Genomic DNA, 24,258 nt, shown 5'->3' on the forward strand with positions numbered 1-24,258 from the left:
ATGGTGTACAGAGGAGTGCGTCATGAAAAATATCTATGTTACCAGCCCATTGCTGCCGCCCCTGGAGGAGTTCGTCCCTTACCTTGAGCAAATCTGGCAAAATAAAAACCTGACGAACGGCGGCAGTTTTCACCAGCAGCTGGAGGCTGAACTGGCGCGCTACCTTGGCGTAAAACACGTTTGCCTTTTTGCCAACGGGACGCTGGCTCTGCTCACCGCGCTACAGGCATTGCGGGTAACAGGAGAGGTGATTACCACACCGTATTCATTTGTCGCCACCTCGCATACGTTGCTGTGGAATGGTCTGACACCGGTATTTGCAGATATTGATCCTCTGACATACAACATCAATCCGGATCGCGTTGAAGAGTTAATTACCCCCAATACCACCGCGATTATGCCGGTTCACTGCTACGGGATCCCTTGCGATGTCGAGCGAATTCAAAAGATCGCCGATATTTATGGCCTGAAGGTAATTTATGATGCCGCACACGCGTTCGGTGTTAAGCATCAGGGCAGCAGTATCCTCAACCACGGCGATCTTTCGGTATTAAGTTTTCACGCGACGAAAGTCTTCAACACGTTCGAAGGCGGGGCGATCATATGCCACAACGAGCGGACCAAACAACGCATCGATTACCTGAAAAACTTCGGCTTCGCTGGCGAGACGACCGTGGTTGCGGCAGGCATTAACGGCAAGATGAATGAAGTTCAGGCCGCTTTCGGCTTATTGCAGCTGCAGTACATTGATAGCGCTTTCGAAAAAAGAGCGGCGCTCGACAACCATTATCGGGCGTTATTAGCGGAGATCCCTGGGGTGCATGTCCTTACCGTGCCGGAGGATACTGAATGGAACCGCGCTTATTTCCCGATTAGGGTGGATAACACCTATCCGGTAAGCCGCGATGAACTCTATAACACGCTTAAAAAACACGGGATTATGACCCGGCGTTATTTCTACCCTTTAATCAGCAACTTCCCAATGTACCGGGGGTTGCCGAGCTCATCGCTGACCTCACTGCCACAGGCCAACCAGGTAGCCGAAGAGATACTCTGTTTGCCAATCTATCCTGATTTGGATTTTATTACCCAGGAGAAAATTGTCGCCATTATTAAGGCTCCTGTGGAATTTTCTGCTGTAAGTCTGGATGAGGCTTCCTGAGCCATGCACAGGGGAGACAGGTTATGAACGTTGCAATTATGCAGCCGTATCTTTTTCCGTGGATCGGTTATTTCCAGCTGATAAATCAGTCGGATATTTTTGTACTGTACGACGATGCCTGCTTTATTAAACAGGGCTACATTAATCGCAACAGTATCCTTTCCGCCGGGGCTGCGCAACGTTTCACTCTCCCTGTTCCCGGTGCTTCTGTACATAAGCGGATTGGCGAGCTTACCTTCAGCCGCGATGTTAAAAAGCTGCTTAAGACGCTCACGCAAAGTTATAACAAAGCGCCTTACTTTGCGCAGGTGATGCCGATGATCGCTGATGTGCTGGAGCACGACGATCGCAGCATAACCGCGTGTTGTGAGTATGCTATTAGCCGCATTTTTACCTATCTGCACAGTGAAAAGAAAATTGTCAGGTCATCTCAACTTGATTATTGCCGTGATGAAAATGCGGAAAACAAAGTTATCGGTATCTGCAAAGCCACAGGCGCGGATGTTTATGTCAACTCCAGCGGCGGAATGCATCTGTACAGTACCGCTAACTTTGCTGAACAGGGCATTACGCTGCGTTTTTTGCAGGCGGAAAACATGACGTATTACCAGGGGCAGCAGGAGTTTGTGCCGTGGTTATCAATTATTGACGTTTTAATGTTTTGTGAACCGGAACAGGTGAAGCAGGCATTAAATCATTTTACCTACATTAATTGAGAGCCTCATGCATTCCGGAACTTTTGGCGGTTACTTTCCCCTTGAGCTGAATCTGTCAGAGCAGCATTATTACCCGACCGCCCGCGGCTATCGCTCGGCACGCAGCGCCCTGTACCATCTGCTCACGGAGAAAAAACCGCAGCGCCTGTGGCTCCCCCGGTTAATTTGCCAAAGCGTTATCGAGGCGGTTAAAGCGGCCAGGGTTGAGATTGCCTGGTACACCCTTGATGAAGCCCTTTTCCCGCAGTTGCCTGCGGTGCTGGCCGAGTCTGATTTCGTGCTGTTTGTCGACTATATGGGGCATTGCCAGCCGCAAAAAGAAAAGCTTATGCGTTTATATCCGGCCGGGAGGATTATTTTCGATCACTCGCAGTCCTTTTATAACGCTCCCGAGCCGGTCTTTGCCACCGTCTACTCCCCGCGAAAGTTTTTTGGCGTTGCGGATGGTGGACTGCTTGTTACTCAGGACGCTATGCCGCTTCCTGCCTCTCAGGACAGGGACTCTTTTACGCGTATGACCCATCTTTTGCTCCAGCATGAATATGGCACTCGCGCTGGGTACGAGGATTTTCAGCATGCGGAAACGGCATTAGAGGATATAGAAGCCAGTGGTATGTCAGCGCTTACTGAAAAGCTCCTGCTGTCCGTAAATTATCAAAAAATAAAAGCAGTACGGCAGCGGAACTATATGTTTTTACGCCAACAACTGGCATCCATTAATGCATCACCTTTCTGTGCTGATGATATCGCCGGCCCATTTTGCTACCCATTATATTTCACGGGTAAAAAGTTACGCCCGCGTCTTATCGAACAAGGGATCTTCGTCGCCAGTTACTGGCAGGAAGTCTTGAGTCATGTTTCAGAAAAAAGCGTGGAAGCTGATTATGTGAACTATATGGTCCCCTTGCCCTGCGATCAGCGCTATGAGATCGCCGATCTCAAGGTGATGTGTCAACGCGTGCTGGACGTGATTGCCGATAAATAATCAAGGTAAATAAATGAAAAAGCTTAATGTACTTGTATTTCCTTGTGGCGCTGAAAATGCCGGTGAAATCGCTCAGGCGCTGCGCTATTCGGTTCATGTCAATCGGCTGATTGGCCTGTCCAGCTGCGAAGATCACGGCCGGTTTCATTTTAATGATTACGTCGGCGATGCCCCTTACATCGACGCTGCCGATTTCGCCGCATGGTTTACCGATTTTCTGGCAACCCAGCAAATAGACGTTATTTTTGCAACCCATGACACGGTGTGTGAAAAACTGGCCCCGCTGGTCGCGCGTTTCGGTTGTTATCTGGTCAATGGCGATGCGCAGACGACGCGCATTGCTCGTCGTAAAAGTCTCACCTGGGAACTCTTCAAAGACCAGAGCTGGGCTCCCCGCTGTTACGGGCAAGACGAACAGCCTGCACAGTGGCCAGTGATTGTAAAACCTGACTGCGGCCAGGGGGGAAACGGTGTCGCGTTAGCCCATAATCAGGCAGAGCTGGCAGAGCGGGTCAAAAATACCCCTATGCCGCTTATTGTTGAATACTTACCCGGCAAAGAAATTACCGTCGACTGTTTTACCGATCGCCATGGAAAACTGATTTGGGTTGGGCCGCGAACACGGGAACGTGTCAGAGCGGGTATTGCTATGCGCTCAGAAAGCGTTACGGCAGATGAGAAGATTACGGCGATTGCTGAGCAGATCAACAAGCGGTTAAAAATGCGCGGCCCGTGGTTTTTCCAGCTAAAGCAGAACAGTTTGCAGGAATGGAAACTGCTTGAAATATCCTGCCGCATTGCCGGGACAATGGTTGCGCAGCGGGCCCGCGGCGTTAATTTACCGCTTATGGCACTGCATGACTTCATGAACAGAGATATTGTGCCGCTGGTAACGCCGCATGTGGATTATATTGACCGGGCGATTCGTACCCGCGCCCATACTACGTTGCCATACCGGTCCGTTTATATCGATCTGGATGACACGTTGATTATTAACGGCCAGGCAAACCCGGTCGTCATGGCGTTTATTTATCAAAGCCGCAGTGAGGGGAAACGTATTTTCCTGTTGACACGTCATGAATATGAGCCGCTGGCTTCGCTTGAAAACGCTGCTATTTCAAGCCGGTTATTTGATGAAATCATCCATCTGCAAGCGGGGGAGAAAAAATCCCTGTCGGTTACGGGGCCGGCAATTTTTATTGATAATTTCTTTCCAGAGCGGCTCGATGTTGCGCAGTATGATGATGTGCTGGTTCTGGATGTCGACGCTGTCGACTTTTATATTAAGTAAGCAGAGGTGATTATGACGAGTGAGCACACCGGGCCAGTTCAACAACTTTGTGAGGCGTTTCTGAGCGGAAATTCGCCGCGTTTTGTCTTTGGCACCACGCCTTACGCTGCCAGCATCTTAGAAAATATTAAAGTAGATGGCGTGATTGATGATTTTACCGGGCTTACAGAATTCTCAGGCGTGCCTGTCGTTAAGCTGTCGTCGGTGCCTGACAATGCCATTGTTGTCTCAGCAATTGTCGATGGTCGTCCGGTTACCATCAACCGTTTACTGCAAGGCAAGGGCCTGCAAACTATCGATTTTTTCTCGTTCAAGAACAACGTCCCTTTCCCGTTGCAGGAGTGCGCCTTCGTTCCTTCGCCTGCTTTCCGGGAGGAATACGCCTCTCATAGTGATAAGTATCATCAGGTCTTCGCTCGTCTGGCGGATGAGACTTCCCGCGAGACATTTAAGCGTCTGGTCGATTTCAGGCTCAATGAAAACCTGGCGGTGATGGAGTATTTCAGCTTCCGTCCGCAGGAAAGCTATTTTGAGCCTTTTGTCGAATTAAGACCCGGAAGCACATTTATTGACGCAGGCAGTTTCGACGGCGAAACATCACGGCAGTTCATTCGCTGCTGCCCGGATTATCGCAGCATTCATATTTTTGAGCCTGAACCCGGGCAAATAGAGGCTATCCGTCACGCCTTTAAGGATACTGTCGGGGTGACAATCCACGCCTGTGGCGTATCGAATAAAAAAGAGACCTTAACATTTACCTCTTCTGGCAGTTGGTCTCACCTGGATGAAAACGGCGACATACAAATTTACGTCGACACAATTGATGGTGTCGTTGATGAGCCGGTGACTTTCATAAAAATGGATATCGAAGGGCATGAATATGCTGCGCTGGAAGGGGCCAGAAAAACCATTACGACCCATCATCCTGCGCTTGCTATTTGCGCCTATCATCGGGTAGATGATTTCTGGAAACTTCCGGAGCTCGTTTTTTCAATGCGTGCGGATTATAAACTCTATATGAGACATTATACCGAAGGCGTTCTGGAGACAGTCTTTTACTTCATTCCGCAATAATTGAAGCAGGACGTGACGCATTAATCTGGTCTGATGATCTGACGAGTGGATTATACCGCTTCGTCAGATACCACTGTACCGTCGCCGCTTTCACTAGCGCTACGTTAAAAACGCGCGCTAGTACACAGAAATTGTTATGCCCTGGCATTTATTGCATGGGTCTGAATGTTCAGGCGTCGCTCTGAACACGCGTAAGACCTGATAAAAATGAGCCATTTTTCGTTGGCTGTCGCCCGTGATGGTTTTATTACTGCAATAACCCCCCATTTCACCCACTATTCACCCGATTAAAAGTGCTACAGAATCGGATAATCATGCCGATAACTCAATTAACGCAGGGCTGTTTATCGTGAATTCACTGTATACCGCTGAAGGTGTAATGGATAAACACTCGCTGTGGCAGCGTTATGTACCGCTAGTGCGTCACGAAGCATTGCGCCTGCAGGTGCGTTTGCCGGCGAGTGTGGAACTGGACGATCTGCTACAGGCGGGCGGAATCGGGTTACTGAATGCAGTTGACCGATACGACGCTCTGCAAGGAACGGCATTTACCACTTACGCAGTGCAACGTATTCGTGGGGCCATGCTGGATGAACTGCGCAGCCGCGACTGGGTGCCGCGCAGCGTCCGGCGTAACGCCCGCGAAGTGGCGCATGTGCTGGGGCAACTTGAACAAGAGCTGGGACGAAACGCGACGGAAACTGAAGTCGCGCAGCGTCTTGGCGTTCCGGTTGAAGAGTATCGTCAAATGCTGCTTGATACCAATAATAGCCAGCTTTTCTCCTATGACGAATGGCGGGAAGAGCACGGCGACAGTATCGAAGTAGTTACTGACGAGAATCAACAGGAAAACCCGTTATTCCAGTTAATGGAAAGTAATTTGCGCCACCGGGTAATGGAAGCGATTGAATCCTTACCGGAGCGCGAACAGCTGGTGCTGACGCTTTATTATCAGGAGGAGCTTAATCTCAAAGAGATTGGCGCGGTCCTGGACGTTGGCGAATCACGGGTCAGTCAGTTGCACAGCCAGGCCATTAAGCGCCTACGCACCAGGCTGGGTAAGTTATAGGTTGGCGTTTAACGCCCCTGAAGAGTGCCGCACAATGCATTGACAACCAGGAGTTATCATGACGGTGCAGCAACCAAAAAGACGGCCATTAAGCCGCTATTTAAAAGACTTTAAACACAGCCAAACCCATTGCGCCCATTGTCACAAATTGCTCGATCGCATCACCCTGGTGCGCCGCGGCGAGATAGTGAACAAAATTGCGATTTCACGCCTCGATATGCTGCTTGACGAAGCCGCCTGGCAGCAAGAGCAAAAAGAGTGGGTCGCGCTGTGCCGGTTCTGCGGCGATCTGCACTGCAAAGAGCAGAGCGACTTTTTCGATATTATCGGCTTTAAACAATTTTTATTCGACCAGACCGAAATGAGCCACGGCACGGTGCGCGAATATGTCGTGCGACTGCGCCGTCTGGGCAATCATCTGAGCGAGCTGAATATTTCCCGTCACCTGCTGGACGAAGGCTTTATGGACGAAAACCTTGAGCCCTGGCTGCCGACCACCAGTACCAATAACTACCGTATCGCCCTGCGTAAATATGCCCAGTTCCAGGCGCAAACCCGTTTTAACGTCGTGCAAAAAATCGCGGTTGGCGCCAGATCTGATATATATTAAAAATGAATAACATGTAGCTAACAGGTGCTTGAACTTCGTTTCCGGCACCTTACACTACATTCATAATTTACTATTCGGGGTAACTATGAAACTCGCACTTTTAGGACGTCAGGCGCTGATGGGTGTTATGGCCGTTGCGCTGGTGGCAGGCATGAGCGTAAAAACCTTCGCCGCTGAAAACCTGCTCAATAAAGTTAAAGAGCGCGGCACGCTGCTGGTCGGCCTGGAAGGCACTTACCCGCCGTTCAGCTTTCAGGGCGATGACGGCAAGCTGACCGGCTTTGAGGTGGAGTTCGCCGAAGCGCTGGCGAAGCATCTCGGCGTTAAGGCGAACCTGAAACCGACCAAATGGGACGGCATGCTGGCGTCGCTGGATTCAAAACGGATCGACGTGGTCATCAACCAGGTCACCATCTCCGATGAGCGTAAGAAAAAATATGACTTCTCTACGCCGTATACTGTCTCCGGTATCCAGGCGCTGGTGAAAAAAGGCAATGAAAGCGGCATCAAATCCGCAGCGGATCTGAAAGACAAAAAAGTGGGCGTAGGCCTGGGCACCAACTATGAAGAGTGGCTGCGCAAGAACGTGCAGGGCGTAGATATCCGTACCTACGATGATGACCCGACCAAATATCAGGATCTGCGCGTAGGCCGTATCGACGCCATTCTGGTGGACCGCCTGGCGGCGCTGGATCTGGTGAAGAAAACGAACGATACGCTGGCCGTGGCTGGCGATGCGTTCTCCCGTCAGGAGTCTGGCGTGGCGCTGCGTAAAGGCAACAATGATTTGCTGAAAGCGATCAACGAGGCCATTGACCAGATGCAGAAAGACGGCACCATGAAGGCGCTGTCGGAAAAATGGTTTGGCGCGGACGTAACGAAGTAACTGTCGCGGCAGCAAAAAAGGCGCTCATATCAGCGCCTTTTTTATTTTGTTCGCCGGTGTGTGCATAATTAAAAAAACTGTGATTACGGAGATCTTATGTCACTGCACAACCTTACGCGTTTTCCACGGCTGGAACTGATTGGCGCGCCTACCCCCCTTGAGTATCTGCCGCGTTTCTCGGACTATCTGGGGCGCGATATTTTTATCAAGCGTGATGATGTCACGCCCATCGCGATGGGCGGCAACAAACTGCGCAAGCTGGAGTTCCTTGCCGCCGACGCGCTGCGGGAAGGGGCCGACACGCTGATCACCGCCGGGGCGATTCAGTCTAACCATGTGCGCCAGACGGCGGCGGTGGCGGCGAAGCTGGGGCTGCACTGCGTGGCGCTGTTAGAAAACCCCATTGGAACGACCGCAGAAAACTACCTTACTAACGGCAACCGCCTGCTGCTGGATCTGTTCAACGCGCAAATAGAAATGTGCGACGCCCTGAACGACCCGCAGCAGCAGCTTGATGAGCTGGCGACGCGCGTCGAAGCGCAGGGATTCCGGCCATATGTTATCCCGGTGGGGGGCTCGAATGCGCTTGGGTCGCTGGGCTATGTTGAAAGCGCGCTGGAAATTGCCCAGCAGTGCGAAGGGGCGGTTGCGATTTCCTCGGTCGTGGTGGCTTCCGGGAGTGCCGGTACGCATGCGGGGCTGGCTGTCGGGCTTGAACAGCTCCTGCCGGAGGCTGAGCTTATCGGCGTGACCGTTTCCCGCAGCGTCGCTGAACAGCAGCCCAAAGTGCTGGCGTTGCAGCAGGCGGTCGCGCAGTCGCTGGAGGTTGAGGCGAAGGCGGAGATCCTGCTGTGGGACGACTATTTTGCCCCCGGCTACGGGATGCCGAATGAAGAGGGCATGGAGGCGGTCAAACTGCTGGCGCGGTTGGAAGGCATTCTGCTCGATCCTGTCTACACGGGCAAAGCGATGGCGGGTTTAATTGACGGCATTACACGGCGGCGCTTTAAGGATGATGGCCCAATACTGTTTGTACATACGGGCGGCGCGCCGGCGCTTTTCGCCTATCATCCACACGTTTAACGGGCAGACAAATCATAATGCAAGAAAGCATACAACTGGTGCTTGATTCCGCGCCGTACCTTTTAAAAGGCGCGGTGTTTACCCTGCAGCTCAGCATAGGCGGAATGTTTTTCGGCCTGCTGCTGGGCTTTGTACTGGCGCTTATGCGCCTGTCGCCACTGCTGCCTGTTCGCTGGCTGGCGCGGTTTTATATCTCAGTATTTCGCGGCACCCCGCTCATCGCCCAGCTGTTTATGATCTACTACGGCCTGCCGCAGTTTGGCATTGAACTCGACCCCATTCCGGCGGCGATGATTGGCTTGTCCCTTAATACGGCGGCCTATGCGGCTGAAACGCTGCGTGCGGCCATCTCTTCTATCGATAAGGGGCAGTGGGAAGCGGCGGCCAGTATTGGTATGACGCCCTGGCAGACGCTGCGACGGGCGGTATTGCCCCAGGCGGCGCGGGTGGCGTTGCCGCCGCTGAGCAACAGTTTCATCAGCCTGGTGAAAGATACCTCCCTTGCCGCCACGATTCAGGTGCCGGAACTGTTTCGTCAGGCGCAGCTGATCACCTCCCGCACGCTGGAGGTTTTCACCATGTACCTTGCCGCCTCGCTGATTTACTGGGTGATGGCGACGGTGCTGTCAGCCCTGCAAAACTATTTCGAAAATCAGCTTAACCGTCAGGAGCGCGATCCTAAATGAGTGCCATCGAAGTCAAAAACCTGGTGAAACAGTTTCACGGTCAGACGGTGCTGCACGGTATCGATCTTGAGGTGGCGCAGGGGGAGGTGGTGGCGATTATCGGCCCCAGCGGCTCCGGTAAAACCACCTTGCTGCGCAGCATCAACCTGCTCGAGCAGCCGGAGAGCGGCACCATTCGCGTGGGTGATATTACTATCGACACCGGTAAATCATTCAACCAGCAAAAGGCGTTAATCCGCGAACTGCGCCAGCATGTGGGCTTTGTTTTCCAGAACTTTAATCTTTTTCCACACCGCACGGTGCTGGAAAACATTATTGAAGGGCCGGTGATTGTAAAAGGCGAGCCGAAAGAGGAGGCCGCAGGCCGTGCGCGGGAGCTGCTGGCAAAAGTCGGGCTGAGCGGTAAAGAGAACAGCTATCCGCGCAGGCTGTCCGGCGGGCAGCAGCAGCGGGTGGCGATTGCCCGCGCGCTGGCAATGCGGCCGGATGTGATCCTGTTTGACGAGCCAACCTCAGCGCTGGACCCGGAGCTGGTGGGGGAGGTACTCAGTACTATTCGCCAGCTGGCGCTGGAGAAACGGACGATGGTTATCGTCACGCACGAGATGAGTTTCGCCCGTGACGTGGCCGATCGCGCTATCTTTATGGACCAGGGGCGTATCGTTGAGCAGGGGGCGGCGAAGTCGCTGTTTGCCCATCCGCAGCAGCCGCGAACCCAGCAGTTTTTGGAAAAATTCCTCACCCAATAATCTCTCTGCTTCGGGAAAGGCCATTTTCCCGAAGCGCTATTAGGCTTTACTTAAGTGAAATTTATTAGCTCACTATTTATCGGCTTATTTTCTTCCCCCTTTCTGTACCATAAAAATTGCCGCTGCCTTCTATAAAAACGGTGATGTAACACACGGTTATCTCCTGGCGAAGCGGCTGGCGACCCGTTAATTTTCTTGCAGGCGGATATTTTATACATATAAATAAGTTTTATGTGTTAGCTTATTGTATTCATAAGAATGATTATTATTGCCAGGGGTGTTACCAGTCAGTATGTGGGAGAATGACTTTTTCACGTGGCGCAGGGAGATGCAGCTACGTTTTCAGGAGATGACTAACACGGATGCCGTATATTCAATGTTGCAGCAGCAAACTCAGCTGCTGGAATTTGATTATTTCTCACTTTGCGTCCGCCATCCGGTGCCGTTTACGCGCCCGAAAATCAGTATGCAGAGTTCCTATCCGCAAGAATGGACCGCTCAGTATCTGGCTGAAAACTATTTCGCCATCGACCCGGTACTCAAAGCGGAGAATTTCCTGCAGGGCCATCTGCCCTGGAGCGACTATTTATTTCGCGACGCGCCGGAGTTCTGGCAGGCGGCACGCGACCACGGCCTGCGTAAAGGCATCACGCAATGTTTAATGTTGCCAAATCACGCGCTGGGCTTTTTGTCTGTCTCACGGAGCATGCTTCACGGGCAGGGGCGACGGGATGATGAAATCGAACTGCGGCTGCGTATTCTGGTTGAACTGGGTCTTGCCACGCTTATCCGCCTGGGTGATGACATGGTTAGCGCGCCGGAAATGAAGTTCAGCAAGCGTGAGAGGGAAATTTTGCAATGGACGGCGGAAGGGAAAACATCGGCGGAAATTGCCATGATTCTCTCTATTTCCGAGAACACGGTGAATTTTCACCAGAAGAATATGCAGAAGAAGTTCAACGCGCCCAATAAAACGCAGATTGCCTGCTATGCGGCGGCGACGGGTATTATCTGACATTCTGAACCGTTCTGCGTGCCAGACGCCACAAGGCTGGCAGCCTCTGTCTGCTGCCAGCTAAAAAAGCTTCTACTGCCGATAGGCTTGTTTGATCTGCTTCACCGTATTAGCGAACACCGTGGCCTGAGCTTCATCTTCCAGGGCTGCGATCTGTTTTTCCATTTTAAGGATGACGCGACCCGCATCCGCCTGGCCCATCGCCTGTAACATCAGCGTGATCATAGCCTTCAGGCACGAGACTTCCTGCGCCAGCTGCTGGGAATTTTCGGCGGTGGAAAAATCAGGTGTGCTCATTTATTTACCTCGTTACGTTACCGTGTTTCGTGTGACGGTGGATGTCAAAGCGGCGGAGTATACCACAAGCCGCGGGAAAAATAGCACGCCTTGTTCGCCTCCTGCACCGGTAACAGTTTATTAAAATAAACAGCCACTGCCGTTTAAAATTTAAATAATGCCTTCGGGATATATGTTTAACATAAGTATATTGATGGTTAATTGTTGTAACATTTTTAGTATTTATTTTTTCACGCCGCTAAAAAAGAATAGCGGGCAGGGCAGAAATCATCACCCTTTATAAGCGAAGCCTGCCGTCAGAAAGGGCTGGCATGTTGCAATGGGCCACACGGCGTAATTTACAGAAACGAGAGCGCTATCGAAAGGCTGGCATTTTTTAACTTTCATTACCGCCGGGAATACCGTTAATATATGTCAAATTTGCTAGCAGCAGCGTCATCCCTTTTCTGGAGATATTCCTTTGATCAACGTACTTCTTGTTGATGACCACGAACTGGTGCGCGCAGGGATACGACGCATTCTTGAAGATATTAAGGGCATAAAAATCTCAGGTGAAGCCTGTTGCGGCGAGGATGCCGTGAAATGGTGCCGTACCCACCCGGTGGATGTGGTGCTGATGGATATGAATATGCCTGGCATTGGCGGGCTTGAGGCCACGCGCAAAATTGCGCGGGCAAATGTTGATACCAAAGTCATCATGCTCACCATCCATACTGAAAACCCGCTTCCGGCGAAAGTGATGCAGGCTGGCGCATCCGGTTACCTGAGTAAAGGGGCCGCGCCGAAAGAGGTGGTGAACGCCATTCGCTCCGTTCACGCCGGGCAGCGCTACATCGCGTCCGATATTGCACAGCAGATGGCGCTCAGCCAGATTGCGCCGGAAAAGACCGAGTCGCCGTTTGAGAGTTTGTCTGAACGCGAATTGCAGATTATGCTGATGATTACCAAAGGTCAGAAGGTCAATGAGATCTCTGAGCAGTTAAATCTCAGCCCTAAAACGGTGAACAGCTACCGCTACCGTATGTTCAGTAAATTGAACATTCATGGCGATGTGGAGCTGACGCACCTGGCGATACGCCACGGTCTGTGCAATGCGGAGACGTTAGCAAGTCAGTGAGTGAAGTTTTCGATTCAAAAGCCTTTCTCAAAACAGTAACCAGCAAACCCGGTGTCTATCGAATGTATGACGCCGGTGGTACGGTTATCTACGTAGGCAAAGCCAAAGATCTTAAAAAGCGCCTTTCCAGCTACTTTCGCAGCAATCTTGCCTCGCGGAAAACGGAGGCGCTGGTTGCGCAGATCCAGCAAATCGACGTCACGGTGACCCATACGGAAACCGAAGCGCTGCTGCTGGAACATAACTACATTAAACTCTATCAGCCGCGTTACAACGTGCTGCTGCGTGACGACAAATCTTACCCCTTTATCTTTCTCAGCGGCGACACGCATCCGCGGCTGGCGACCCATCGCGGCGCGAAACATGCGAAAGGGGAGTATTTCGGCCCGTTCCCAAATGGCTACGCGGTGAGGGAAACCCTGGCGCTGCTGCAAAAAATCTTTCCCATTCGCCAGTGCGAAAACAGCGTTTATCGCAACCGCTCCCGCCCCTGTTTGCAGTATCAGATTGGCCGCTGTCTGGGCCCCTGCGTGGAAGGGCTGGTGAGTGAAGAAGAGTATGCGCAGCAGGTGGAGTACGTGCGGCTGTTCCTCGCCGGTAAAGACGATCAGGTGCTCACGCAGCTTATCGCGCGCATGGAGAAAGCCAGCCAGCAGCTGGAGTTTGAAGAAGCGGGGCGCATCCGCGATCAGATTCAGGCCGTGCGCCGCGTAACGGAAAAACAGTTCGTGTCGAATAACGGCGACGATCTGGATGTGATCGGCGTGGCGTTTGACGCCGGAATGGCCTGCGTGCACGTGCTGTTTATCCGTCAGGGTAAAGTGCTCGGTAGCCGCAGCTATTTCCCGAAAGTGCCGGGCGGCACCGAACTGGGCGAAGTGGTGGAAACCTTTGTCGGCCAGTTCTATTTGCAGGGGAGCCAGATGCGTACCCTCCCCGGTGAAATACTGCTTGATTTTGAGCTTAATGATAAAACGCTGCTGGCGGAGTCGCTCTCGGAGTTGGCGGGGCGCAAGGTCAACGTGCAGACGAAACCGCGCGGCGACCGCGCTCGTTATCTCAAGCTGGCCCGCACTAATGCGGCCACGGCGCTCAGCACCAAACTCTCGCAGCAGTCGACCGTCAGCCAGCGCCTCACCGCGCTGGCAACGTTCTTAAAGCTGCCCGAAGTCAGGCGGATGGAGTGCTTCGATATCAGCCATACGATGGGTGAGCAGACGGTAGCCTCCTGCGTGGTATTTGACGCCAACGGCCCGCTACGCGCTGAGTATCGCCGCTATAACATTACCGGCATTACGCCGGGGGATGATTATGCGGCCATGAACCAGGTGCTGCGTCGCCGTTACGGTAAAGCCATCGAAGAGAGTAAAATCCCGGACGTGATCTTAATTGACGGCGGGAAAGGGCAGTTAGGGCAGGCGAAGACGGTTTTCGCTGAACTGGACGTGAGCTGGGATAAAAACCATCCCTTGCTGCTGGGCGTGGCGAAAGGGACCGACCGTAAGGCCGGGCTGGAGACGCTCTTCTTTGAACCGGAAGGGGAAGGGTTCAGCCTGCCGCCGGATTCACCCGCGCTTCATGTTATCCAGCATATTCGCGATGAATCTCACGATCATGCTATCAGCGGGCACCGGAAAAAGCGGGCGAAGGTCAAGAATACCAGTACGCTGGAGACGATCGAAGGCGTTGGACCGAAGCGTCGCCAGATGCTGCTAAAATACATGGGCGGCCTGCAAGGTTTACTTAACGCCAGCATCGAAGAAATTGCAAAAGTGCCGGGGATCTCGCAGGGTCTGGCAGAAAAGATCTACTACTCGTTGAAACATTGAGGGCTCTGTAGCAACATAGGGTCAATTTTTACTGACAACAAACAGTTACCGTCATATATGCGCTTAAATATCCCTACGTTGCTTACCCTGTTTCGGGTGATTTTAATCCCGTTTTTCGTGCTGGCGTTTTATTTGCCGTTCCACTGGGCGCCGTTTGCCTGCGCGCTCATCTTTCTGGTGGCTGCCGTAACCGACTGGTTTGATGGTTATCTGGCGCGCCGCTGGAACCAGAGCACCCGCTTTGGCGCCTTCCTCGATCCGGTGGCGGATAAGGTGATGGTCGCGATTGCCATGGTGCTGGTGGCGGAGCACTACCACACCTGGTGGGTTACGCTGCCTGCCGCCACGATGATCGCCCGCGAAATTATCATCTCCGCGCTGCGCGAATGGATGGCGGAGCTGGGTAAACGCAGCAGCGTGGCGGTATCATGGATCGGTAAAGTCAAAACCACCGCCCAGATGACCGCGCTGGTATGGATGCTGTGGCGTCCGAACGAGTGGGTTGAATGGGCCGGAATCGGCCTGTTTCTGGTCGCGGCGGTGCTGACGCTGTGGTCGATGCTGCAATACCTGAACGCTGCGCGCGGCGATTTGCTTGAACAGTGATCGTTTCGTCTTAATTTTCAGCAAACGATCCGGGTTTTGAAAAATATCGTTGACTCAGTGCGTCAGGTAAGTAGAATGCATCGCATCAGACGGCGGCGTAGCTCGCCAGAAGATAATAAAATCAAGTGATTAGCATGTTACTTGATGATGCGGGAATAGCTCAGTTGGTAGAGCACGACCTTGCCAAGGTCGGGGTCGCGAGTTCGAGTCTCGTTTCCCGCTCCAAATTACAGGCATCGGCAATAGCGGGTGCTGACAGTAAGAAAATTTAAGGCGCGTTAGCAAAGCGGTTATGTAGCGGATTGCAAATCCGTCTAGTCCGGTTCGACTCCGGAACGCGCCTCCACTTTCTTCCCGAGCCCGGATGGTGGAATCGGTAGACACAAGGGATTTAAAATCCCTCGGCGTTCGCGCTGTGCGGGTTCAAGTCCCGCTCCGGGTACCATGGGAAAAAGCAGAATAATCAAAGCAATAAGCAGTGTCGTGAAACCACCTCCGGGTGGTTTTTTTGTGCCTGCTATTTTTATGTTACCCTCCTTTTTTCTCAATTTTACTCCTCAGGAGACGCCCATGAGCGAAGGCCCGTTAAACGAAACTGAACTGCAGTGGCTGGAAGAGACACTCATCACCTATGGCAAGGATGATGGGTCGATTCTGGATGTGGCTGAGCTGGATGGCATGCTTACCGCCGTGCTCTCCGGCCCTATCGTCGTCGAGCCTGACCGCTGGCTGGTGGCCATCTGGGGCGGTGAAAAAAATATTCCGCGCTGGAAAAACGATCGTGAGATGAACCGTTTCATCGATCTCTGCTTTCGCCATATGAATGACATTGCCGAGCGCCTGAGCGATTACCCCGATCAGTTCGAGCCGATGTTTGGCTTTAATGAGGTCGATGGCGAAAGTTATACGGTGGTCGAGGAGTGGTGTTTTGGCTACGTGCGCGGCATGTCGCTAACGGACTGGTCGTCGCTGCCGCAGGCGTATAAGCCCGACCTTGACGCCATTACCCTGCACGGGAAAGAAGAAAATTTCGACCGGCTGGATACACTCACCAAAGAAGAGTTTGATGCCAGCATTGAGGCCATCAGGCCCGCTGCGCTGCGTCTTTATGCGTACTGGTCGGCTAATCCGCAACAGCCCGTGGTTCAGCAGCCGCAGGTTAACGGGGCAAAACCAGGGCGAAACGATCCGTGCCCGTGCGGCAGCGGCAAAAAATTCAAGAGCTGCTGCCTGCACTAATCTGCGTGGGCTCCTTGAGCCCGCGCCTTATCCCACTTCCGGCAGAATCCCGGCAGAGATAGCGAACTGAATCCCCACGATCAAAAGGCCGCACCCCATCACCAGCCACAGCGCCAGCGCTCCGCCAGCAACCCGGTATTGCCCGTGCGGATGCAGCTTACGGCTGCGCCAGGCCAGCAGAGAGGGCACTAACAGCGCCAGCACCGCCAGTGCCACGCCCGCATAACCCAGCGCCATGACAAAACCCCGCGGGTAGAACAGGGCGAAAGCCAGCGGCGGCAGAAAGGTGATAGCGCCGGTCTGTAGCCGCCCGCCAGGCGTGTTGCGTCGCGCAAACAGGTCGGCAATATAGTCAAACAGCCCCAGCGAGACGCCCAGGAACGAGGTTGCCAGCGCAAGGTCGGCAAACAGGTGAACGGCCAGTTCAACATGGGGCGACGCGACAACGTCACGCAGCGCCTGCAGCAGACCGTTCAGCCCCGCCTGTTCTGCAAGCATGCCAACAAATGTTGTTGAATCAATGCTGCCAAGGGTCGCCAGCTGCCAGAGGATGTAGGCGACCAGCGGAATGGCGCTGCCAATGATAAACACCCGGCGCAGCCTGCCGACGTCGCCTTCCATATAGCTGACGATGCTCGGCACGCTGCCGTGAAAGCCAAAAGAGGTAAAAATGACCGGTATGGCGGAAAGCGCCAGTCCCTTCTCCAGTGGCAGCGTCAGTAAATTAACGTGCTGGATATGCGGCAGTAAGAGCATCAGCATCACTACCAGAAAAACGATCTTGGCGCTGAACAGAAAGCGGTTAAAGAGATCGACCAGCGAAGTGCCGATGCAGACGACGCCGCCCGCGATAGCGGTAAAAAGCAGTACCCCGGCGGCAGGGGCCACGGTCATCCCAGTCCAGGCGCTCAGGCTTGAGGCCAGCAGTTCGCCTGCGCCTGTCATGTAGGCGGCGGTAAGCGCATACATTAAAAACAGCATGCTAAAGCCGGTCACCCACTGCCCGTAGCGGCCAAGGTAGCGGCGGGCGATAGTGCCAAGGCCGGTATCGGCGGGCACATGCTGATAGACCTCCAGCAGCAGTAACGCGGTGTAGCACATCAGGCCCCACAGGCTGAGCAGTAAAACCAGCGTTACACCAAAACCTACCCCTGCCGCCGCCAGAGGCATTGCCAGCATCCCTGCGCCAATCGTGGTGCCTGCCACAATAAAAATACTGCCAAGTGTACGATTCTTCACACTTTCCTCTGGAATAAAGCCCATTGTATTTATAAATGTGCCGCGCAGAGTAAGGGAAAAGCCATGCTTCGTCAAACAGGGGTTACAAAGGGTGTAATGTAGTATTTACAGTGGCCGGGTGGGGGAAACAGGTAAAGGCGCAGGTACAAGGCCAGCGGGACGCTGGCCTGACGTTACCAGCCGCTGGCGACGGGCGTCGGGGTGATTGCCATTCCCCGGCACTGGTACTGAATGGTTACCGTGGTGCTCATACAAACAGAGCCGCTGATAACGCTGCAGGTTGAAATCGGTTGCCCGTAGGCAACCGCCGTCGCATAGCCCATCTGCTGGCACTGCTTATTGGCTGTCGCCTGGGTGGTGTAACTGTCGTAGCGGGCGTTTTGCATCATCGCTTCATTAAAGCTCAGACGGACTATTCCGCTGGTAGTATCAACCTGGCTTACCTGAGGCTCTTTGGTAATAGTGCATCCGGCAAGCATCAGCAGTGTGGCGGCAGCAGCTAATTTCTTCATGAGTACGCTCTTGTTCTTTTGGGCATTGTCGCATCTTAACGCCTTGCGTCGGCGGCAATCGCTGGAATAGCCAGCGGAAGAGGGCTGTTTAACGCTGACGAGGCGATTATCGGGCCCGCGCCTGCGGATGCAGGCAAAATTGTGAAGGTACATTGCTTTTTTAAAACATTTTTTCATTAAATTTGAAAGTATGTTTGCCAGGTAGTAAGGTTTACAGACTTTTGTTACCTACTGCATTAACCGGGAGATGAAGATGAAAATTGCTTTGATGATGGAAAACAGCCAGGCAGGGAAAAATGCCGTCATCCTGAAAGAACTGAAAGCGGTAGCCGATGAGAAGGGCTTTCCGGTTTTCAACGTGGGCATGAGTGATGAAAATGACCATCACCTCACGTATATCCACCTTGGTATTATGGCCAGTATTCTGCTGAATGCCAAAGCGGTCGATTTCGTGGTCACCGGCTGCGGTACCGGCCAGGGCGCGCTGATGTCCCTGAACATCCACCCGGGTGTGGTATGCGGTTATTGCATCGATCCGGCTGACGCCTTCCTGTTTGCGCAGATCAACAACGGCAACGCGCTCTCTCTGCCCTTCGCCAAGGGCTTCGGCTGGGGCGCGGAACTGAACGTGCGCTTTATCTTTGAAAAAGCGTTCACCGGCCGCAATGGCGAAGGTTATCCGCCGGAGCGTAAAGAGCCTCAGGTACGTAACGCCGGTATCCTCAACCAGGTGAAAGCCGCCGTAGTGAAAGACAACTACCTGGACACCCTGCGCGCCATCGACCGCGAGCTGGTGAAAACGGCTGTCTCCGGCCAGCGTTTCCAGCAATGCTTCTTTGAAAACTGCCAGGATAAAGAGATTGAAGCCTTCGTGCGTGAAATCCTTGCCTGATACCTCAGGGCCAGCGCAAGCTGGCCTTCTCTCGCCTGTTAGCACTTCATCTTAGACTCATTCACTTCATCAATTTATTTTTGTAAATATCAAAAATTTTTTACACTAATAACTATCGGATTTTTAATGATATTTTAACATTACCAGCGGCTTTTTTGCTTTTTGAAACGTGATTTCTATCACAAAGGACTTGTGTTTTGTGATGAAGTTCATATTATATGCCCATCAAGTGATAACACCTGCATAACAAAATAAATCGCTGGAGTAACAAATGAAACTGCGTAAGATCCTGAAAAGCATTTTTGAAACGTATTGCAAAACGTTCAAAGACGTACCGCCTGGTGCTATGTTCTGATAATAAAAAAACCTGCCGCGCGCAGGTTTTTTTATGCCCGCCGCCAGCACCTTCTTCCTCCTTTCCCGCCGCATTTTCTTTCCCCTTCACATGCGCCTCAGAGAGTCAGAGTGTGAACTGCCTACGTTTTTGAAACACCGTTTTGATTTAAAGTGGCTGCTTTACAGTCAAATAAAGGAGTTTCAGATGAAAAAGGTGGCGGTGTTGCTAGCCCCGGGGTTTGAAGAAGCGGAAGCGATAATTACTATCGACATATTGCGTCGGTTACACATTGAGGTCGACACGCTGGCCTGCGCCGAGACCCGTGCGGTCGTGAGCTACCACAATATTCCTATGGTGGCGGACAGCACCCTGAGCGAAAAGCGCGAGACGCTGTATGACGCGGTGGTGCTGCCCGGCGGCCCTCAGGGCAGCACCAATCTGGCGGCCAGCGCAGAAGTCATTGAATTCGTGAAGCGCCATGACGCGCAAAAGCGCCTGATTTGCCCCATCTGCTCCGCCGCCGCGCGCGTTCTTGGCGGCAACGATCTGCTGAACGGCCGGCGCTATGTCTGTTCCGGGGATTTATGGCAATCGGTTAAAAACGGCGAATATGTTGATGCGCCCGTCGTAGAGGATGGCAACCTGCTCAGCGGTAAAGGGCTCGGCCATGCTTTTGATTTTGCTTTTGCCCTGTCGGCGCGTCTGCTGGAAGATGAAACACCGGTTCGCGATCACGCCGAACACATCTATTACCGCTGGTAAACGTTAACCCCGAATGCGCCCGCATTCGGGGACAAGGATAACCGAGCTGATGTTATGGACGATCTTGCTAACACCCCCGCCATTTGTCGGACAAACCCGCTAAAAATTATGTCTTAAATCGCTAAATTTATGCAGTTAATCACTGTAATTCTGCGATGTGATATTGCTCTCCTATGGAGAATCAATTTCTCGCTAAAACTACAGCCAGCAAAGGTGTCCAGGGAACAGCGGAGCCTAATGCATTGTTTTATGAACTTTTAAATTAACCGGTAGTTAATTTTCCCTACATAAAAGAAAGCTAAAGCTGGAGTTAACCATGCACAAATTCACTAAAGCGCTCGCAGCCATCGGTCTGGCTGCCGTTATGTCACAATCCGCTATTGCTGAATCGATGAAACTGGGTTTTTTGGTAAAACAGCCGGAAGAGCCCTGGTTCCAGACGGAGTGGAAATTCGCCGATAAGGCCGGTAAAGATTTAGGTTTTGAGGTAATTAAAATTGCCGTGCCGGACGGCGAAAAAACGCTGAACGCCATCGACAGCCTGGCAGCGAGCGGGGCGAAGGGCTTTGTTATCTGTACGCCGGACCCGAAACTAGGCTCGGCGATTGTCGCCAAAGCGCGTGGTTACGATATGAAAGTAATTACCGTCGACGATCAGTTCGTGAATGCGAAAGGCAAGCCGATGGACACCGTGCCGCTGGTGATGATGGCTGCCAGCGAAATCGGCGCGCGCCAGGGGCAGGAGCTGTATAACGAAATGCAAAAACGCGGCTGGGACGTGAAAGAGACGGCGGTTATGGCCATCACCGCTAACGAACTGGACACCGCCCGCCGCCGTACTACCGGCTCAATGGACGCCCTGAAAAAAGCCGGCTTCCCTGAAAAACAGATCTACCAGGTGCCGACAAAAGCGAACGATATCCCCGGCGCTTTCGATGCCGGTAACTCCCTGCTGGTTCAGCACCCGGAAGTGAAACACTGGCTGGTGGTCGGCATGAACGATAACACCGTTCTTGGCGGCGTTCGTGCGACCGAAGGGCAGGGCTTTAAAGCCGCAGACGTTATCGGTATCGGCATCAACGGCGTTGACGCCGTGAGCGAACTTTCCAAAGCGCAGCCTACCGGCTTCTACGGCTCCCTGCTGCCGAGCCCGGACGTGCACGGCTACAAAACCAGCGAAATGCTCTACAACTGGGTCACAAAAGGCGTTGAGCCGCCGAAATTCACCGCGGTTACCGATGTGGTGCTGATTACCCGTGACAACTTTAAAGAAGAGCTGGCGAAAAAAGGGTTAGGCGTTAAGTAAATCTTTGCTGTTTGCGCCCTCCCGCTGGCGGGAGGGCCAGAAGTACACCGAACTGATTCACGGAGACGTTATGCAAGACTCTACTCCTTATCTCTCTTTTCGCGGCATCGGCAAAACCTTCCCTGGGGTGAAGGCTCTGAGCGATATCAGCTTTGACTGCTATGCCGGACAGGTGCACGCATTGATGGGGGAGAACGGCGCGGGTAAGTCAACGCTGTTAAAAATCCTCAGCGGCAACTATGCCCCCACCACCGGTACGCTGGCGCTGCAGGGGCGCGAGGTCAGCTTTAGCGACACCACCGCTGCCCTTAACGCCGGGGTGGCTATCATTTATCAGGAGCTACACCTGGTGCCGGAAATGACGGTGGCGGAGAATATCTACCTCGGCCAGCTACCGCACAAGGGTGGTTTTGTGAACCGCTCGCTGCTGAATTATGAAGCGGGCCTGCAGCTCAAACATCTCGGCCTGGATATCGACCCTCAGACGCCGCTCAAATACCTTTCAATCGGCCAGTGGCAAATGGTGGAGATTGCCAAAGCGCTGGCGCGCAATGCCAAAGTTATCGCCTTCGATGAGCCGACCAGTTCGCTCTCCGCCCGCGAAATTGACAACCTGTTCCGCGTCATTCGTGAGCTGCGTAAAGAAGGCCGCGTCATCCTCTACGTTTCACACCGCATGGAAGAGATCTTCGCCCTCAGCGACGCGATTACCGTGTTCAAGGATGGGCGCTACGTGCGCACCTTTACCGATATGGAGCAGGTTAACCACGACAAGCTGGTCCAGGCGATGGTGGGCAGAGACCTGGGAGACATTTACGGCTGGCAACCGCGCGACTATGGCGCAGAACGGCTGCGTCTGGAGCAGGTAAAAGCGCCGGGCGTGCGCACGCCAATCAGCCTCACGGTACGCAGCGGCGAAATTGTTGGCCTGTTTGGTCTGGTCGGGGCAGGGCGCAGTGAGCTGATGAAAGGTCTCTTTGGCGGCACCCGCATTACCGAAGGGCAGGTATTTATCGACGGTGAGGCTATCAACATTCAGAAGCCTGCCCACGCTATCCGCGCAGGAATGATGCTCTGCCCGGAGGATCGTAAAGCGGAGGGGATTATTCCCGTCCACTCGGTACAGGAAAATATCAACATCAGCGCCCGACGGAAATTTATCCGCGCTGGCTGCCTGATTAATAACGGCTGGGAGGCGAAAAACGCCGACCATCACATCCGCAGTCTGAATATTAAAACCCCCAGCGCAGAGCAGCTCATTATGAACCTCTCCGGCGGCAACCAGCAGAAAGCCATCCTCGGGCGCTGGTTATCCGAAGAGATGAAAGTCATCCTGCTTGATGAGCCTACCCGCGGGATCGACGTGGGGGCGAAGCATGAGATTTATAACGTTATCTATGCGCTGGCGGCCCGTGGCGTGGCGGTGCTGTTTGCCTCAAGCGACCTGCCGGAAGTGTTAGGCGTAGCCGACCGCATCATCGTTATGCGCGAAGGCGAAATCGCCGGGGAACTGCTTCATGGTCAGGCAGATGAACAGCGGGCGCTGAGCCTCGCAATGCCAAAAGTTAGCCAGGCTGTCGCCTGAGTAAGGAGAATAAAGATGTCTTCTGTAACCTCTTCCGGCGCGCCTAAGTCGCCATCCTCTTTTAGCCCCGGACGCATCTGGGACCAGTTCGGCATGCTGGTGGTCTTTGCCGTACTGTTTATCGGCTGCGCGGTGTTTGTGCCAAACTTCGCCTCGTTTGTGAACATGAAAGGGCTGGGGCTGGCTATCTCTATGTCCGGTATGGTGGCCTGCGGGATGCTGTTTTGCCTGGCCTCGGGTGACTTCGACCTCTCTGTCGCCTCGGTTATCGCCTGCGCAGGGGTGACCACGGCGGTGGTCATCAACATGACGGAAAGCCTGTGGATCGGCGTCTTCGCCGGGCTGATGCTCGGCGCGGTCAGCGGTTTTGTGAACGGCTTTGTCATTGCGAAGCTCAAAATCAACGCCCTGATCACCACGCTTGCCACCATGCAGATTGTCCGCGGCCTGGCCTATATCATCTCTGACGGCAAAGCCGTCGGGATTGAAGACGAGAGCTTCTTTACCCTGGGCTACGCTAACTGGTTCGGGCTGCCCGCGCCAATCTGGTTAACGGTGGTTTGCCTGATTATCTTTGGCTTCCTGCTCAACAAGACCACTTTCGGGCGGAATACGCTGGCGATTGGCGGTAACGAAGAGGCCGCGCGTCTGGCAGGCGTGCCGGTGGTGCGCACCAAAATTATTATCTTTGTCCTCTCCGGGCTGGTCTCCGCCGCGGCGGGGATTATTCTGGCATCGCGTATGACCAGCGGCCAGCCGATGACCTCTATCGGTTATGAGCTGATTGTTATCTCAGCCTGCGTGCTGGGCGGGGTATCGCTGAAAGGCGGGATTGGTAAAATTTCCTATGTTATTGCCGGGATATTGATTCTTGGGACCGTGGAAAACGCCATGAACCTGCTTAACATTTCGCCTTTCGCCCAGTATGTGGTGCGTGGCCTGATTCTGCTGGCCGCCGTCATCTTTGACCGCTACAAACAAAAAGCCAAACGCACGGTATAACTCTCTGGCGGCGGGGCAGCAGCCTGCGCCGCCTTAGCTTATTTTCCTCTTTCAGCCTGCAAATTCCTCCCTGCGTAAAAATTCGGACTAATCCACAGCCCTTATCTCAGCGGGCTGTCGGGCCTGCAAGGTAGCCTGAAAGGCACCTGGCATGGCGAGCAGCGTCACACTGTCTATACTTACATGGCTAATGATAATGAGAGGTTATT

Annotated in this window: 25 protein-coding genes and 3 tRNA genes; 25 read left to right on the plus strand and 3 right to left on the minus strand. The window is 53.2% G+C overall.

Going from position 1 to position 24,258, the window contains the following annotated elements:
* Positions 1-22 precede the first annotated feature (22 nt).
* From ENTHG_RS03615 to sdiA, 12 genes are all read left to right on the plus strand, one after another.
* Positions 23-1,162, plus strand: a complete 1,140-nt coding sequence (locus ENTHG_RS03615) for a DegT/DnrJ/EryC1/StrS family aminotransferase (protein WP_044173523.1) — start codon at positions 23-25, stop codon at positions 1,160-1,162.
* A 23-nt stretch (positions 1,163-1,185) separates the two neighbouring features.
* Positions 1,186-1,878 (plus strand): WbqC family protein, encoded by a 693-nt coding sequence (locus ENTHG_RS03620; protein ID WP_044173525.1) that lies wholly within the window; start codon positions 1,186-1,188, stop codon positions 1,876-1,878.
* A gap of 7 nt (positions 1,879-1,885) precedes the next feature.
* Positions 1,886-2,863: a hypothetical protein gene (locus ENTHG_RS03625; protein WP_044173528.1), complete on the plus strand. Its 978-nt coding sequence runs from the start codon at positions 1,886-1,888 to the stop codon at positions 2,861-2,863.
* Positions 2,864-2,876: 13 nt separating this feature from the next.
* A complete protein-coding gene (locus ENTHG_RS03630) occupies positions 2,877-4,154 on the plus strand; it encodes an ATP-grasp domain-containing protein (protein ID WP_044173531.1) in 1,278 nt (425 codons plus the stop codon).
* A gap of 12 nt (positions 4,155-4,166) precedes the next feature.
* Positions 4,167-5,228: an FkbM family methyltransferase gene (locus tag ENTHG_RS03635; RefSeq protein ID WP_044173534.1), complete on the plus strand. Its 1,062-nt coding sequence runs from the start codon at positions 4,167-4,169 to the stop codon at positions 5,226-5,228.
* Positions 5,229-5,577: 349 nt separating this feature from the next.
* A complete protein-coding gene (locus ENTHG_RS03640; protein ID WP_044173536.1) occupies positions 5,578-6,297 on the plus strand; it encodes an RNA polymerase sigma factor FliA in 720 nt (239 codons plus the stop codon).
* 58 nt (positions 6,298-6,355) lie between these two features.
* Complete coding sequence (gene fliZ / locus ENTHG_RS03645; protein WP_044173538.1) at positions 6,356-6,907, plus strand: flagella biosynthesis regulatory protein FliZ; 552 nt, start codon at positions 6,356-6,358, stop codon at positions 6,905-6,907.
* An 85-nt stretch (positions 6,908-6,992) separates the two neighbouring features.
* A complete protein-coding gene (gene tcyJ, locus ENTHG_RS03650; RefSeq protein ID WP_044173542.1) occupies positions 6,993-7,793 on the plus strand; it encodes a cystine ABC transporter substrate-binding protein in 801 nt (266 codons plus the stop codon).
* A gap of 96 nt (positions 7,794-7,889) precedes the next feature.
* Positions 7,890-8,876 (plus strand): D-cysteine desulfhydrase, encoded by a 987-nt coding sequence (gene dcyD, locus ENTHG_RS03655; protein ID WP_044173545.1) that lies wholly within the window; start codon positions 7,890-7,892, stop codon positions 8,874-8,876.
* A 17-nt stretch (positions 8,877-8,893) separates the two neighbouring features.
* Positions 8,894-9,562, plus strand: a complete 669-nt coding sequence (gene tcyL / locus ENTHG_RS03660; RefSeq protein WP_044173547.1) for a cystine ABC transporter permease — start codon at positions 8,894-8,896, stop codon at positions 9,560-9,562.
* Positions 9,559-10,311, plus strand: a complete 753-nt coding sequence (gene tcyN, locus ENTHG_RS03665) for an L-cystine ABC transporter ATP-binding protein TcyN (protein WP_044173550.1) — start codon at positions 9,559-9,561, stop codon at positions 10,309-10,311. The genes tcyL and tcyN overlap by 4 nt, the downstream gene beginning before the upstream one ends.
* A gap of 292 nt (positions 10,312-10,603) precedes the next feature.
* Entirely contained in the window at positions 10,604-11,326 is a 723-nt protein-coding gene (sdiA, locus tag ENTHG_RS03670) for a quorum-sensing transcriptional regulator SdiA (RefSeq protein WP_044173552.1), read from the plus strand.
* A gap of 72 nt (positions 11,327-11,398) precedes the next feature.
* On the opposite strand, the gene ENTHG_RS03675 is transcribed toward sdiA, so the two are convergent.
* Positions 11,399-11,623 (minus strand): DUF2594 family protein, encoded by a 225-nt coding sequence (locus ENTHG_RS03675; protein WP_044173556.1) that lies wholly within the window; start codon positions 11,621-11,623, stop codon positions 11,399-11,401.
* Positions 11,624-12,083: 460 nt separating this feature from the next.
* On the opposite strand from ENTHG_RS03675, the gene uvrY reads away from it, so the two are divergent.
* From uvrY to ENTHG_RS03710, 7 genes are all read left to right on the plus strand, one after another.
* Positions 12,084-12,740, plus strand: coding sequence for a UvrY/SirA/GacA family response regulator transcription factor (uvrY, locus tag ENTHG_RS03680; RefSeq protein WP_044173559.1), 657 nt, complete (start codon positions 12,084-12,086; stop codon positions 12,738-12,740).
* Positions 12,737-14,569 carry an excinuclease ABC subunit UvrC gene (uvrC, locus tag ENTHG_RS03685; RefSeq protein ID WP_044173561.1) on the plus strand — a complete coding sequence of 611 codons (1,833 nt, stop codon included), beginning with the start codon at positions 12,737-12,739 and terminating at the stop codon, positions 14,567-14,569. The genes uvrY and uvrC overlap by 4 nt, the downstream gene beginning before the upstream one ends.
* 57 nt (positions 14,570-14,626) lie before the next feature.
* Positions 14,627-15,175: a CDP-diacylglycerol--glycerol-3-phosphate 3-phosphatidyltransferase gene (gene pgsA / locus ENTHG_RS03690; RefSeq protein WP_044173563.1), complete on the plus strand. Its 549-nt coding sequence runs from the start codon at positions 14,627-14,629 to the stop codon at positions 15,173-15,175.
* A 149-nt stretch (positions 15,176-15,324) separates the two neighbouring features.
* Positions 15,325-15,400, plus strand: a tRNA-Gly gene (locus tag ENTHG_RS03695).
* 47 nt (positions 15,401-15,447) lie between these two features.
* Positions 15,448-15,521: transfer RNA gene (locus ENTHG_RS03700), tRNA-Cys, on the plus strand.
* Between the two features lie 12 nt (positions 15,522-15,533).
* A tRNA-Leu gene (locus ENTHG_RS03705) sits at positions 15,534-15,620 on the plus strand.
* A gap of 125 nt (positions 15,621-15,745) precedes the next feature.
* On the plus strand, positions 15,746-16,414 hold the full coding sequence (locus ENTHG_RS03710; protein ID WP_044173565.1) for a YecA/YgfB family protein: 669 nt from the start codon (positions 15,746-15,748) through the stop codon (positions 16,412-16,414).
* A gap of 27 nt (positions 16,415-16,441) precedes the next feature.
* On the opposite strand, the gene tyrP is transcribed toward ENTHG_RS03710, so the two are convergent.
* On the minus strand, positions 16,442-17,653 hold the full coding sequence (tyrP, locus tag ENTHG_RS03715) for a tyrosine transporter TyrP (protein WP_044173569.1): 1,212 nt from the start codon (positions 17,651-17,653) through the stop codon (positions 16,442-16,444).
* A 173-nt stretch (positions 17,654-17,826) separates the two neighbouring features.
* The gene (gene yecR, locus ENTHG_RS03720) at positions 17,827-18,165 is read right to left on the minus strand and encodes a YecR family lipoprotein (RefSeq protein ID WP_044173572.1); all 339 of its coding nucleotides are present in this window, start codon (positions 18,163-18,165) and stop codon (positions 17,827-17,829) included.
* Positions 18,166-18,418: 253 nt separating this feature from the next.
* Between yecR and ENTHG_RS03725 the strand changes: the two genes are divergently transcribed.
* The 6 genes from ENTHG_RS03725 to araH all read left to right on the plus strand — a co-directional run bounded on the left by ENTHG_RS03725 (position 18,419) and on the right by araH (position 24,049).
* On the plus strand, positions 18,419-19,057 hold the full coding sequence (locus ENTHG_RS03725; RefSeq protein ID WP_044173574.1) for an RpiB/LacA/LacB family sugar-phosphate isomerase: 639 nt from the start codon (positions 18,419-18,421) through the stop codon (positions 19,055-19,057).
* Between the two features lie 271 nt (positions 19,058-19,328).
* Positions 19,329-19,412 (plus strand): stress response protein AzuC, encoded by an 84-nt coding sequence (gene azuC, locus ENTHG_RS24975; RefSeq protein WP_088218881.1) that lies wholly within the window; start codon positions 19,329-19,331, stop codon positions 19,410-19,412.
* 186 nt (positions 19,413-19,598) lie between these two features.
* The gene (locus ENTHG_RS03730; RefSeq protein WP_044173577.1) at positions 19,599-20,156 is read left to right on the plus strand and encodes a DJ-1/PfpI family protein; all 558 of its coding nucleotides are present in this window, start codon (positions 19,599-19,601) and stop codon (positions 20,154-20,156) included.
* A 316-nt stretch (positions 20,157-20,472) separates the two neighbouring features.
* The gene (locus ENTHG_RS03735) at positions 20,473-21,462 is read left to right on the plus strand and encodes an arabinose ABC transporter substrate-binding protein (protein ID WP_044173580.1); all 990 of its coding nucleotides are present in this window, start codon (positions 20,473-20,475) and stop codon (positions 21,460-21,462) included.
* A 70-nt stretch (positions 21,463-21,532) separates the two neighbouring features.
* Positions 21,533-23,047: an L-arabinose ABC transporter ATP-binding protein AraG gene (gene araG, locus ENTHG_RS03740; RefSeq protein ID WP_044173582.1), complete on the plus strand. Its 1,515-nt coding sequence runs from the start codon at positions 21,533-21,535 to the stop codon at positions 23,045-23,047.
* Positions 23,048-23,062: 15 nt separating this feature from the next.
* Positions 23,063-24,049, plus strand: a complete 987-nt coding sequence (gene araH / locus ENTHG_RS03745; RefSeq protein ID WP_044173584.1) for an L-arabinose ABC transporter permease AraH — start codon at positions 23,063-23,065, stop codon at positions 24,047-24,049.
* Positions 24,050-24,258 lie beyond the last annotated feature (209 nt).

The sequence above is a fragment of the Phytobacter massiliensis JC163 genome, assembly GCF_000321045.1.
Classification (GTDB): domain Bacteria; phylum Pseudomonadota; class Gammaproteobacteria; order Enterobacterales; family Enterobacteriaceae; genus Phytobacter_A; species Phytobacter_A massiliensis.

What these genes read in the sequence shown, in the direction of transcription:
- ENTHG_RS03615 (WP_044173523.1), top strand. Translation starts at nt 23, where the DNA reads ATGAAAAATATCTATGTTACCAGCCCATTGCTGCCGCCCCTGGAGGAG.
- ENTHG_RS03620 (WP_044173525.1), top strand. Translation starts at nt 1,186, where the DNA reads ATGAACGTTGCAATTATGCAGCCGTATCTTTTTCCGTGGATCGGTTAT.
- ENTHG_RS03625 (WP_044173528.1), top strand. Translation starts at nt 1,886, where the DNA reads ATGCATTCCGGAACTTTTGGCGGTTACTTTCCCCTTGAGCTGAATCTG.
- ENTHG_RS03630 (WP_044173531.1), top strand. Translation starts at nt 2,877, where the DNA reads ATGAAAAAGCTTAATGTACTTGTATTTCCTTGTGGCGCTGAAAATGCC.
- ENTHG_RS03635 (WP_044173534.1), top strand. Translation starts at nt 4,167, where the DNA reads ATGACGAGTGAGCACACCGGGCCAGTTCAACAACTTTGTGAGGCGTTT.
- fliZ (WP_044173538.1), top strand. Translation starts at nt 6,356, where the DNA reads ATGACGGTGCAGCAACCAAAAAGACGGCCATTAAGCCGCTATTTAAAA.
- tcyJ (WP_044173542.1), top strand. Translation starts at nt 6,993, where the DNA reads ATGAAACTCGCACTTTTAGGACGTCAGGCGCTGATGGGTGTTATGGCC.
- dcyD (WP_044173545.1), top strand. Translation starts at nt 7,890, where the DNA reads ATGTCACTGCACAACCTTACGCGTTTTCCACGGCTGGAACTGATTGGC.
- tcyL (WP_044173547.1), top strand. Translation starts at nt 8,894, where the DNA reads ATGCAAGAAAGCATACAACTGGTGCTTGATTCCGCGCCGTACCTTTTA.
- tcyN (WP_044173550.1), top strand. Translation starts at nt 9,559, where the DNA reads ATGAGTGCCATCGAAGTCAAAAACCTGGTGAAACAGTTTCACGGTCAG.
- sdiA (WP_044173552.1), top strand. Translation starts at nt 10,604, where the DNA reads ATGTGGGAGAATGACTTTTTCACGTGGCGCAGGGAGATGCAGCTACGT.
- ENTHG_RS03675 (WP_044173556.1), bottom strand. Translation starts at nt 11,623, where the DNA reads ATGAGCACACCTGATTTTTCCACCGCCGAAAATTCCCAGCAGCTGGCG.
- pgsA (WP_044173563.1), top strand. Translation starts at nt 14,627, where the DNA reads ATGCGCTTAAATATCCCTACGTTGCTTACCCTGTTTCGGGTGATTTTA.
- ENTHG_RS03710 (WP_044173565.1), top strand. Translation starts at nt 15,746, where the DNA reads ATGAGCGAAGGCCCGTTAAACGAAACTGAACTGCAGTGGCTGGAAGAG.
- yecR (WP_044173572.1), bottom strand. Translation starts at nt 18,165, where the DNA reads ATGAAGAAATTAGCTGCTGCCGCCACACTGCTGATGCTTGCCGGATGC.
- ENTHG_RS03725 (WP_044173574.1), top strand. Translation starts at nt 18,419, where the DNA reads ATGAAAATTGCTTTGATGATGGAAAACAGCCAGGCAGGGAAAAATGCC.
- azuC (WP_088218881.1), top strand. Translation starts at nt 19,329, where the DNA reads ATGAAACTGCGTAAGATCCTGAAAAGCATTTTTGAAACGTATTGCAAA.
- ENTHG_RS03730 (WP_044173577.1), top strand. Translation starts at nt 19,599, where the DNA reads ATGAAAAAGGTGGCGGTGTTGCTAGCCCCGGGGTTTGAAGAAGCGGAA.
- ENTHG_RS03735 (WP_044173580.1), top strand. Translation starts at nt 20,473, where the DNA reads ATGCACAAATTCACTAAAGCGCTCGCAGCCATCGGTCTGGCTGCCGTT.
- araG (WP_044173582.1), top strand. Translation starts at nt 21,533, where the DNA reads ATGCAAGACTCTACTCCTTATCTCTCTTTTCGCGGCATCGGCAAAACC.
- araH (WP_044173584.1), top strand. Translation starts at nt 23,063, where the DNA reads ATGTCTTCTGTAACCTCTTCCGGCGCGCCTAAGTCGCCATCCTCTTTT.